Origin of the sequence: Micrococcus sp. KRD128, assembly GCF_017168395.1 — a bacterium.
GTDB lineage: Bacteria > Actinomycetota > Actinomycetes > Actinomycetales > Micrococcaceae > Micrococcus > Micrococcus luteus.
The window spans coordinates 31,436-41,875 of the sequence record NZ_JABFAX010000002.1 but is presented as its reverse complement, the minus strand read 5'-3'; the positions used below and the strand labels follow the sequence as shown (position 1 = coordinate 41,875).

Sequence of the window (10,440 nt, the reverse complement as noted above, 5' to 3'; positions counted from 1 at the left end):
GCATCGGCCGCCGCCACGGCCGCCCGCCGTCGGGCCCCGCTGCCGGAGCCGGTGCCGGCCCGGCAGATCACGGGCCGCGCGCTCATCGTCGTCGCCGTGCTGCTGGTGGCCGCCGTCCTGGTGGCGCCCACTCTGCGCGCGTTCCTGAACCAGCAGCTGGAGATCTCGGCCGCGCGCGAGGAGATCGCCGCCATGCAGGCTCAGCGCGAGGACTACGAGCGGCGGATCCAGCTGTGGGACGATCCCTCCTACGTGACCCAGCAGGCGCGTGAGCGTCTCGAGCTGGTCATGCCGGGGGAGACCCTGTACTCCGTGACGGGGCGGCCCTCCGAGACCGAGACCGACACCGAGGCCGAGGACACGCCCGCCGCCGGCGCGGACGAGACCGTCAACACCCGCCTGCCGTGGGCCGAGGGCCTGTGGGACTCGGCCGTCCGCGCCGGGCTCGAGTGAGTCCCGCGTCCCGCCCCCGCCCGCACCCCCCGAGGACACCATGACCGTCAGCCCCCGCCCCGCCCAGGACCGCACCGTCACCGAGAAGGACCTGGACACCCTGTCCCGCCAGCTCGGCCGCCCGGTCCGGGACGTCGTGGAGATCGGCGCCCGCTGCGTGTGCGGCAACCCCCTCGTGGCCACCACCGCGCCGCGCCTCTCCAACGGCATCCCGTTCCCCACGACCTTTTACCTGACGCACCCCGTGCTGACGGCGGCGGTCTCGCGCGTGGAGGCGGACGGGGAGATGGCGCGCATGAACGACCGCCTCGCCCAGGACCCCGTGCTCGCCGCCGCGCACCGCGCCGCGCACGAGGCCTACATCGCCGAGCGGGACCGGGTCGGGGCCGAGGCCGGCACGGGGCCCGTCCCGGAGATCGCCGGGGTCTCGGCCGGCGGCATGCCCGAGCGCGTGAAGTGCCTGCACGCCCTCGTGGGCCACGCGCTCGCGGCCGGGCCGGGGGTGAACCCGCTCGGTGACGAGGCGATCGCCCTGGTGGCCCCGTGGTGGACGCCCGAGGTCTGCGCGTGCGAGGGCGCGTGGGACGAGGACGCGGCGGTGCCCACGAAGGACCTCTCCCGGCACGTGAAGCACCTCGAGCGCGTCGCCGCGCTCGAGGAGGTCACGGTGGCCGGCGTGGACTGCGGCACGAACTCCATCCGCCTGCTGATCTCCCGGCCGGCCGGGACGGACGAGACCACCGGCGCCGGGGCCGACCCGGCGGCGCCGCTGGCCGACGTCGTGCGCGAGATGCGCGTGGTGCGCCTGGGCGAGGGCGTGGACGCCACCGGCGCGTTCTCCGACGCCGCGCTGGAGCGCACCTTCGCGGCGGTCGAGGAGTACGCCCGCCTGGTCCAGCGCCACCACGCCGGCCGGGTCCGGTTCGTGGCCACCTCCGCCAGCCGGGACGTCTCCAACCGGGCCGCGTTCGTCGACGGCGTCCGGGAGCGGCTCGGCGTCGAGCCGGAGGTCGTCTCGGGCGCCGAGGAGGCCGGCCTGTCCTTCGCGGGCGCCGTCTCCGCCGTCGAGACCGCGGACCTGGGCCCGGAGGACCTCGTGCTCGTCGTGGACCTCGGCGGCGGCTCCACCGAGCTGGTCGTCGGCACGCCCGCGGGCGAGGTCGTGGGCGCGGTCAGCCTGGACATGGGCTGCGTGCGGTTCACCGAGCGTCATCTGCGCTCCGACCCCCCGACGTCGGATGAGGTCACCGCGGCCCGCGCAGACGCGCTCCGTCTCCTCGACGACGCCGCCGCCCGCCTGCCGCTGGAACGCGTGGCGCGCGTGGTCGGCGTGGCCGGCTCGGTGACCACCGTGACCGCCGAGGCCCTCGGGCTCAGCACGTACGAGCCCGAGGCCATCCACGGTGCGCGCCTGCCGATCGCCGAGTTCCGCGCGGCGGCGGAGGGCCTCGTGGCGGCGACCCGGGCCGAACGCGCCGAGCGGGGGTTCATGCACCCGGGACGGGTGGACGTGATCGGCGCGGGCGCGCTGCTGTGGAGCACCGTCCTGGAGCGGGTGGCCGAGGTCGCGGGCGTCACCGAGGCCTGGGCGAGCGAGCACGACATCCTGGACGGGATCGTGCTCTCGCTGCGGTCCTGACCACGACGGCGGAGAGTGGAGGGGCCGGGCCCGTGCGTGCGTAGACTGGCGGTATGTCTCTCACCCCTGAACTGTCTCCCAAGCCGCGCCTGCTGATCGTCGGCGGCGGCTACGCCGGGTTCCATGTCGCCCGCGAGCTGCAGAAGAAGGTCGCCGAGCGCGGCGGCGTCGTGACCGTCGTCGACCCCCGCCCGTACATGACGTACTACCCGTTCCTGCCCGAGGTCGTGGGCGGCCACATCGAGGGCCGCCACGTGAACGTGGACCTGCAGACGCACCTCAAGGACGCCGAGGTCGTCCGCGGCGCCGTCGTGTCCGTGGACCACGCCGGCCGCACCGCCGTGGTGCGCGGCGAGGGCGGCGACGAGTTCGAGATCCCGTACCAGGACATCGTGATGACCGCGGGCGCCGTGACCCGCGTGTTCCCGATCCCGGGTCTGGGCGAGCAGGGCATCGGTCTGCGCTCGGTCGAGGAGGCCGTCCAGCTGCGCAACCAGATCCTGGAGCGCCTGGACGCCGGTTCCCTGATGACGGACGCCGAGGAGCGCAAGCGTGCCCTGACCTTCGTGGTGGTGGGCGGCGGCTTCGCCGGGATCGAGGCCATCGCGGAGATGGAGAACCTCATCCGCAACGCCGTGGAGCGCAACGAGCGCCTCTCCCAGTCGGAGATCCGGATCGTCCTCGTCGAGGCCATGGGCCGCATCATGCCCGAGGTCTCCGAGGAGCAGGCCCAGGGCGTGGTGGAGCACCTGAAGGACCGCGGCATCGAGGTCCTGCTCAACACCTCGCTGGGCGACGCCACGGACGGCGTCATGAAGCTCGTGGCCATGCCCTCCAAGGAGGAGGCGGAGACCTTCGCGGCGGACACCCTCGTGTGGTGCGCCGGCGTGGTGGCCAACTCCGTGGTCAAGAGCACCGACTTCCCGGTGGACGACCGCGGCCGCGTGGAGGCCACCCCCACCCTGCAGATCAAGGACGGCGAGGCCGGCGCGCTCGAGGGTGCGTGGGCCTGCGGCGACGTCTCCGCCGTGCCGGACCTGACCGGGGCCGGCCCGGGCGGCTTCTGCGTCCCGAACGCCCAGCACGCCATCCGTCAGGCCAAGCGTCTGGCCGCCAACTACATGGCCGTGCGCCACGGCGAGGGCGAGGTGCAGGAGTACGTGCACAAGTCCCTGGGCACCGTGGCGGGGCTGGGCTTCGGCCGCGGCGTGGGCAACCCGCTGGGCACCAAGATCGCCGGCATCCCGGCGTTCCTGGCCCACCGCGGCTACCACGGCTACGCGATGCCCACCCTGGAGCGGAAGTTCCGCATCCTGTCCGGCTGGGTCGCCGAGACCCTGTTCGGCCGTGACTCCACCTCGGTGGCGGGCCTGGACACCCCGTTCAACCCGTTCCGCCGCGCCGCGGGCGTCGAGCTCGAGCCCGGCCGCTTCGAGCGGCAGCGGGCCCTCGAGTCCTCGAAGGGCTGATCCCGCAGCCAGCGGGCCGCCGGCCCCGTCCGAGCGCATCGGGCGGGGCCGGCGTCGTCCGCACCCGGGCCCGCGTCCACGGGCCCGCCACGCCCCCGTGGCCCAACTGGCAGAGGCGGCCGACTTAAAATCGGCGTGTTGCGGGTTCGAGTCCCGCCGGGGGCACCACGCGTCTCCCCGCGCGCCTCGCTTCTGCGCCCACCGTGAACAGCCGGTGAACCGGCGCGGATCCACGCTCCGACCCCGCGCGCGGACACAGACCTCCCGATAGGATCGTGCTGAACCCCGGGGCACGAACGCGGCTCACTGCGGCGGCGTGCGACCGGGCCGACTCGACCCGAAGGAGTGAGCCGTGGCGAATCCGGTCATGAACTCTCAGAACTTCCAGCAGCAGATGCAGGGCGGCGGACAGGCGCAGCCCGGTTGGTACCAGGGCGGGCAGCAGTCCGCGCAGTCCCCGTACGGCCAGCAGCAGAGCCCGTACGGCCAGGCCCAGGCGTTCGGCGCCGGCCAGGCGGCCCAGCAGTACGCGCACCAGCAGTCCATGGAGGACGCCTTCCGCGCGCCCTCCGCCGGCCCGGAGCAGACCGGCCGGATGACCTTCAACGACGTCGTCGGCAAGACCGGCCTGATGCTCGTGCTCGTCGTGGTGGCGGGCGCCGTGGGCTGGTTCTCGCCGGGCCTGATGATCATCGGCGCGATCGCCGGCCTCGTGCTGGGCCTGGTCAACGCGTTCAAGCGCGAGCCCTCGCCCGTGCTGATCATGGCCTACGCCGTGGCGCAGGGCCTGTTCCTGGGCGGCATCTCGGCGTTCTTCGAGGGCGCCTACCCGGGCATCGTGGTGCAGGCCGTGCTCGGCACCTTCTCCGTGTTCGCGGTGATGCTGGCGCTCTACACCTCGGGCAAGTTCCGCCCGACCCCGCGCATGACGAAGATCGTCATGGGCGCCATGATCGGCTACCTCGTCTTCATGCTCGTCAACCTGGTCCTCACCTGGACCGGCATCGGCAACATGCGTGAGGGCGGCCTGGGCCTGATCATCGGCGCGATCGCCGTGCTGCTCGCCGCGTACTCGCTGACGATGGACTTCGAGATGGCCGCCGTGGGCGTGAAGAACGGCGCCCCGCAGAAGTACTCCTGGTCCGTGGCCTTCGGCCTGACCGTGACCCTGATCTGGCTGTACATCGAGATCCTGCGCATCGTCGCCATCCTGCGCGGCAACGACTGACCGGCGCCCCGTCCCCGCACGGAGACCCGCACCGCCGCCCCGGTCCTGCACAGGGCCGGGGCGGTCTGCGTCCGCGAGGGCGTAGATTGAGGGGGTCCCTCGCCGCCACTCAGGAGGTCCCGTGACCGAGACCAGCGACCTGCCCGCCTTCGGGGCTCCGGACGCCACCGGCACCCAGCACCGCCTGCACCGCGGGTCCGCGGAGGCCGTCGTCGTCGGCCTGGCCGGTGCCCTGCGCAGGTACCGCGTGGGCGGCGTGGACCTGACCGAGCCGTACGGCCAGGACGTGGTCCCGCCCGCCGCCAACGGCATCCAGATGAGCCCGTGGCCGAACCGCGTCGCCGGCGCCCGCTGGATCCTGGACGGCGTCGAGCAGCGCCTGGACGTCACCGAACCCGCGCGCGGCCACGCCAGCCACGGCCTGCTGCGCAACACCCACTTCGTCACCGAGACGTTCTCCGCCCACGCGGTGACCCTGCGCGGTGAGATCCACCCCCAGCACGGCTGGCCGTTCCGGCTCACCCACCGCGTCACGTACGAGCTCGAGGCGGACGGCGGCCTCACCGTCACCGCCGAGGTGCAGAACCACACGGACGCCACCGTGCCCGTGGCGGTCGGCGCCCACCCGTTCCTGCGGATCGGGGACGTCCCGACGGCGGAGCTGAGCCTGCGCGTGCCCGCGGACGCCTGGATCCGCACGGGGGAGGACCTCATCCCCGTGGAGACCCTGCCGGTGGACGGCACCGACCTGGACTTCCGCCGCGGCCGGGCCGTGGGCGAGGCCGCCCTGGACGTGTGCCTCACCGGCCTGACCCCGGACGCCGACGGCCGGCACCGCCAGACCCTGCTCGCCGCGGACGGCCGGGCCGTGACCCTGTGGTCCGACCACGCGTTCGCCTACACCCACGTCTTCGTCACGGACCGGCTGCCCGGCCGGGACACGGCGCTCGCGGTGGAGCCGCTCACCGCTCCCGCGGACGCCCTGAACTCGGGGGAGGGCCTGCACCGGCTCGCCCCGCACGCCCGCTGGAGCGTCCAGTGGGGTCTGACCCCCCATGTCCCCGACCACCCACACGAGGAGGATCGCGCGTGAGCTCGACCCTGGCGGCCCAGACCAAGATCAACAAGGACGTGCCCTACGGGCTGACGGTGGCCGCGGCCTGGTCCTGGCGGCTGGTGGCCGTCGTCATCGGCATCGGCGTCGTGGTGTACCTGCTGGGCTTCGTGAGCCTCGTGGTGATCCCGATCCTCGTGGCCGCGCTGCTGGCCACCCTGCTGGCCCCGGTGTTCCAGGCGATGCGGCGCATCAAGGTGCCGGGCGTCGCGGCCGCCCTGCTGTGCGTGCTGCTGTTGGTCGTCGTCGTGGTGGGCCTCATGGGGCTCGCCGGTCAGCAGATCGTCCAGGGCTTCGCCCAACTGGGCGACCAGCTGGGCCAGGCCGTCGACGACGCGATCGCCTGGCTGGCCGGCGTGGGCGTGGAGATCCCCCGTTCCGGTGCCGGGCTGGAGGGCCTGTGGCAGACGCTGCGGGACAACTCCACCACGGTCATGAACAGCGCCGTCTCGTTCGGCTCCACGGCCGTCAACATCGGTGCGGGCCTGTTCATCGCCCTGTTCTCCCTGATCTTCTTCCTCTACGACGGCGACCGCATCTGGCGCTTCCTGCTGATCTTCGTGCCGAAGGCGCACCGGGCCACCGTGGGCCGCGCGGGCCGCTCGGGCTGGCAGTCGCTCGGCTCCTACGTGCGGGTCCAGATCTTCGTGGCGTTCATCGACGCCGTCGGCATCGGCATCGGCGCCCTGATCCTGGGGGTGCCGCTGGCCATCCCGCTGGCCGTGCTCGTGTTCCTGGCCTCGTTCATCCCGATGATCGGCGCCACCCTGACCGGCGCGATGGCGGTGCTCCTGGCGCTGATGTCCAACGGCCTGGTCAACGCGCTGCTCATGCTGGGCGTGGTGCTGCTCGTGCAGCAGATCGAGTCGAACGTCCTGCAGCCGCTCGTGATGGGCAAGGCCGTCGCGCTGCACCCGCTGGCCGTGTTCCTGGCCGTCGCCGCCGGCTCCACCGTCCTCGGTCTGGCGGGCGCCGTGTTCGCCGTGCCGGTGCTGGCCTTCGTGAACAGCTTCGTCCGCGCCCTCACCGCCGACACTCCCGAGGAGCTCACGGAGCGGACGGACCACGCCCTCGAACCGGGCGGCGCGGAGGACGAGACGGCCGGCTCCCACCGGTACCGCCCCTCGGCGCACGACGACGCCGCCCTCGCCTCCGAGGCCGACGCGGGCACCCGGCACGGGGACGACGCCTGATGGGCGCGACGCAGGCCACGGACACCCCGGACCGGACCGTCCCGACGCCGTCGCCCCGGTGGGTGCGGCCCGCCGGCGGCCCGCCGGCCCCGGCGGCGCTGCCCGTCACCCTCGAGGAGATCGAGCGGGCGCGCGAGACGCTGCGCGGGATCGCCGAGCTCTCCCCGCTGCAGCACTCCCGGGCGCTCTCCCGGGCCGTGGGCACGGACGTGCACCTGAAGTGCGAGAACCTGCAGCGGGCCGGCTCGTTCAAGGTCCGCGGCGCCTACGTGCGGATGGCGCAGCTGAGCGAGGAGGAGCGCGGCCGCGGCGTCGTGGCCGCCTCGGCCGGCAACCACGCCCAGGGCGTCGCCCTCGCGGCCGCCAAGCTCGGCATCCGCGCCCGCATCTTCATGCCGCACGGCGTCGCCCTGCCCAAGCTGCAGGCCACCCGGGACCACGGCGCCGAGGTCGTCCTGCACGGCTCCACCGTGGACGAGTCCCTCGCCGAGGCGCAGCGGTGGGCCACGGAGACCGGTGCCGTGTTCATCCCGCCGTTCGACGACCCGGCCGTGATCGTGGGCCAGGGCACCGTCGGCCTCGAGATCCTCGACGTGCTGCCGGACGTGGACACCGTGATCATGGGCATCGGCGGCGGGGGGCTCATCGCCGGCACGGCCGTGGCCCTCAAGGAGGCCGCCCGGCGTCGGGGGCGCACGGTGCGCGTCATCGGGGTGCAGGCGGCCACCGCCGCCGCGTTCCCCGGCTCCCTCGAGGAGGGCCGCGTCCAGGTGCTGGAGAGCGTGTCCACCATCGCGGACGGCATCGCCGTCGGCAAGCCCGGGGCCCTGCCGCTGCGGATCGCCGCCGAGCTGGTGGACGCCGTCGTGACCGTCACGGACGACGAGATCGCCGCGGCCCTCGTCCACCTCCTCGAGCGCTCCAAGCTCGTGGTGGAGCCGGCGGGCGCCGTCGGGGTGGCCGCCCTGCTGGCGGGCCGCACGGCGGACCTGGGCTTCGAGCTCGGCACCACCGCCGTGATCCTCTCCGGTGGGAACATCGATCCGATGCTCATGCTGAAGTCCATCCAGGCCGGACTGTCGGCGGCGGGGCGCTACATGACCGTGCGCATCCCGCTGCGGGACCGCCCGGGCGAGCTGGCCACGATCTCACGGATCATCGCGGCCACGGACGCCAACGTGGTGCGCGTGGACCACACCCGCGTCGGCCCGGAGCTGTCCATGGGCGGCGTGCACATCACGATCGACATGGAGACCCGCGGCGCCGAGCACTCCGGCCAGGTCCTGGAGGCGCTGCGCACGGCCGGCTACAGCCCGGCCCCGCTGCCCTGACCGGGCCGGCTCAGGCCGCGGAGCCGGCGGCGGCCGCGGTGACGGTGCCGCAGGTCCCGCCCACTGCGCGGCGCACGGCCTGGACCAGGAGGTCCTCGCGCGTCAGCGCCTCGATGCGGCGGACCATCTCGCGGCGGTCGTAGCGCTCGTGGGCGCCCGGCAGGAGGCGTCGGGCGAGGTTGAGGTGCTGCAGCGCGCCGAGCAGGAGCACGTCCTCGTCGGAGGGCTCGGCCTCGTCGAGGACCACGGCGGTCAGGTGCGCCAGCAGCTCGGTGCGCGCGGTGCCCCGGGGGACGTGCCGGGTGGCCAGGAAGGCCTTGCGCTCGGTGAGGCGGCCGGTCTCGGTCAGATGGGCGACGACGGCCTTGCGCAGATCCGGCTTGCCGGCCGCCACAGTGGACACGAGCGGTCGGCCGGCCAGGGCGTCGACCTGTCCGAGGGAGGAGTCCAGGACGGGGTCGCCGGTGGTGCCGGCCGCGGTCACGAGCACGCGGGCCCGGTCCACGGGGACGTCCTCGAGGGTCACGATCCCGGCGGAGCGGTGGTCGGCCAGCGCGGCGGCCGCAAGGGCCACGCGGTGGTGGGAGGGGCTCTCGGAGAGCCCGTCCTCGCGGGTGAGCAGCAGGTGCGCCTTCTCGACGGTCAGCATGGGGCCAGAGTAGCAACGGGGGCGCGGTGGGGCCCGGGACGGACGACGGCCGCGGCCCCCCGAGGGGACCGCGGCCGTCGTCGGGGCCGGGGAGGGTCAGCCGGAGTAGGGCTGGACGTCCTTGACCTCGACCTTGATGTCCTTGCCGTTCGGGGCGGTGTAGGAGACCTTGTCGCCCTTCTTGGCGCCGTTGATGGCCTCGCCGAGCGGGGAGCGCTCGGAGTAGACCTCGAGCGACTCGTCGTCCGCGGCGATCTCGCGGTTGCCGAAGAGGAAGGTCATCTCGTCGCCGGCGACGACGGCGGTCACCACGGTGCCCGGGTGCACGGCGCCGTCGTTCTCGGCGGCCTCGCCGACGCGGGCGGTCTCGAGCAGGTGCTTCAGCTCGGCGATGCGGCCCTCGTTCTTGGACTGCTCCTCGCGGGCGGCGTGGTAGCCGCCGTTCTCCTTGAGGTCGCCCTCATCGCGGGCGGCCTCGATGCGCTCGATGATCTCCTGGCGGCCGGGGCCGGAGATGTGCTCGAGCTCCTTGGAGAGGCGGTCGTACGCCTCCTGGGTCAGCCACGGGGCGTCGGACTGGCTGGTGGTCATGCTCTGTTCCGCCTTTCTGTCTCGGGTGATGCGGAGTCCGGGGCGCGGCACACCCGGTCCGGTGCGCGATCCGCGTCCGGCGGACGCGCCCGCATGCGAAAGACCCCGCCGATCAGGAGGACGCGCGTGGCCCGAGGGCTCCGTGCGACGCCTGCCTGACTCACCGGCGGGGCGGGAATGCTCCGACGAGTCTATCCGGGCGGTGTGCGTCACACCAAAGGCGCCCGCTACGCCGAGGGCGGAGCGGGCCGGGAGGGTTCAGACCTTGCGGCAGGTCTCGACGATCCCGGAGTCGCCCCGCACCACGGTGCGCACATCCACGGTGTAGCGCTGCTGCGCGTCCGAGGGGGAGTCCCGCCGGTCGGCCGGCAGGGTCTCCAGGCGGACGGTGCGGAAGCCGACGGGGGCGGCGTGGGAGTCGGTGACGAGCACATCGCATTCGGCCTGGACGCCCTCCGGGACGGAGGCCTGGAAGGTGACGGTCGCGTGGCCGTCGTCCTCGATGGTGAAGCCGACGTCCTTGTACTCGATGGCGCCCACGGACATGTTCAGGCCGATCCACACGGACAGCAGCACGGCCACGACCAGCCCGAGCCCGCCGAGGACCGCCCACAGCCGACGACGGCCCGGACGCGTGTGGTCCGTGCCGTACCGGTTGGCTAATGTGGGGTCCTGCGCGCGGACCGCGGGGGCGTGGTGAGACATCCCCTCCACCCTAGCCGCTGCCCGCCGCCGGAGGCCGATGAGGACGTCGGCCCCGCCCCCTCACGCCG

10 protein-coding genes and 1 tRNA gene are annotated in these 10,440 nt (G+C 73.7%); 8 read left to right on the top strand and 3 right to left on the bottom strand.

The features are described from left to right. From J1M44_RS01095 to ilvA, 8 genes are all read left to right on the top strand, one after another. The coding region (locus J1M44_RS01095) for an FtsB family cell division protein (RefSeq protein ID WP_206480390.1) at positions 1 to 453 on the top strand (453 nt) is incomplete at its 5' end. Between the two features lie 40 nt (positions 454 to 493). Continuing rightward, the gene (locus J1M44_RS11825) at positions 494 to 2,092 is read left to right on the top strand and encodes a DUF501 domain-containing protein (protein ID WP_002856542.1); all 1,599 of its coding nucleotides are present in this window, start codon (positions 494 to 496) and stop codon (positions 2,090 to 2,092) included. Between the two features lie 53 nt (positions 2,093 to 2,145). After that, complete coding sequence (locus tag J1M44_RS01085; RefSeq protein WP_036316342.1) at positions 2,146 to 3,561, top strand: NAD(P)/FAD-dependent oxidoreductase; 1,416 nt, start codon at positions 2,146 to 2,148, stop codon at positions 3,559 to 3,561. Positions 3,562 to 3,652: 91 nt separating this feature from the next. Beyond that, a tRNA-Leu gene (locus J1M44_RS01080) sits at positions 3,653 to 3,729 on the top strand. A 184-nt stretch (positions 3,730 to 3,913) separates the two neighbouring features. Then, positions 3,914 to 4,789, top strand: coding sequence for a Bax inhibitor-1/YccA family protein (locus J1M44_RS01075; RefSeq protein ID WP_036384970.1), 876 nt, complete (start codon positions 3,914 to 3,916; stop codon positions 4,787 to 4,789). A gap of 121 nt (positions 4,790 to 4,910) precedes the next feature. Continuing rightward, positions 4,911 to 5,882, top strand: a complete 972-nt coding sequence (locus tag J1M44_RS01070) for an aldose epimerase family protein (RefSeq protein WP_206480389.1) — start codon at positions 4,911 to 4,913, stop codon at positions 5,880 to 5,882. Beyond that, positions 5,879 to 7,096 carry an AI-2E family transporter gene (locus J1M44_RS01065; RefSeq protein ID WP_049147428.1) on the top strand — a complete coding sequence of 406 codons (1,218 nt, stop codon included), beginning with the start codon at positions 5,879 to 5,881 and terminating at the stop codon, positions 7,094 to 7,096. The genes J1M44_RS01070 and J1M44_RS01065 overlap by 4 nt, the downstream gene beginning before the upstream one ends. After that, on the top strand, positions 7,096 to 8,427 hold the full coding sequence (gene ilvA, locus J1M44_RS01060; RefSeq protein WP_206480388.1) for a threonine ammonia-lyase: 1,332 nt from the start codon (positions 7,096 to 7,098) through the stop codon (positions 8,425 to 8,427). The genes J1M44_RS01065 and ilvA overlap by 1 nt, the downstream gene beginning before the upstream one ends. Positions 8,428 to 8,437: 10 nt before the next feature. Here ilvA and J1M44_RS01055 read toward each other — a convergent pair whose 3' ends face one another. From J1M44_RS01055 to J1M44_RS01045, 3 genes are all read right to left on the bottom strand, one after another. Further along, a complete protein-coding gene (locus J1M44_RS01055) occupies positions 8,438 to 9,076 on the bottom strand; it encodes a GPP34 family phosphoprotein (RefSeq protein ID WP_060775793.1) in 639 nt (212 codons plus the stop codon). A 96-nt stretch (positions 9,077 to 9,172) separates the two neighbouring features. Continuing rightward, positions 9,173 to 9,667, bottom strand: coding sequence for a transcription elongation factor GreA (gene greA / locus J1M44_RS01050; protein WP_002856531.1), 495 nt, complete (start codon positions 9,665 to 9,667; stop codon positions 9,173 to 9,175). 258 nt (positions 9,668 to 9,925) lie between these two features. Beyond that, the gene (locus J1M44_RS01045; RefSeq protein ID WP_060775792.1) at positions 9,926 to 10,372 is read right to left on the bottom strand and encodes a DUF4307 domain-containing protein; all 447 of its coding nucleotides are present in this window, start codon (positions 10,370 to 10,372) and stop codon (positions 9,926 to 9,928) included. Positions 10,373 to 10,440 lie beyond the last annotated feature (68 nt).

What these genes read in the sequence shown, in the direction of transcription:
- ilvA (WP_206480388.1), top strand. Translation starts at nt 7,096, where the DNA reads ATGGGCGCGACGCAGGCCACGGACACCCCGGACCGGACCGTCCCGACG.
- J1M44_RS11825 (WP_002856542.1), top strand. Translation starts at nt 494, where the DNA reads ATGACCGTCAGCCCCCGCCCCGCCCAGGACCGCACCGTCACCGAGAAG.
- greA (WP_002856531.1), bottom strand. Translation starts at nt 9,667, where the DNA reads ATGACCACCAGCCAGTCCGACGCCCCGTGGCTGACCCAGGAGGCGTAC.
- J1M44_RS01055 (WP_060775793.1), bottom strand. Translation starts at nt 9,076, where the DNA reads ATGCTGACCGTCGAGAAGGCGCACCTGCTGCTCACCCGCGAGGACGGG.
- J1M44_RS01085 (WP_036316342.1), top strand. Translation starts at nt 2,146, where the DNA reads ATGTCTCTCACCCCTGAACTGTCTCCCAAGCCGCGCCTGCTGATCGTC.
- J1M44_RS01045 (WP_060775792.1), bottom strand. Translation starts at nt 10,372, where the DNA reads ATGTCTCACCACGCCCCCGCGGTCCGCGCGCAGGACCCCACATTAGCC.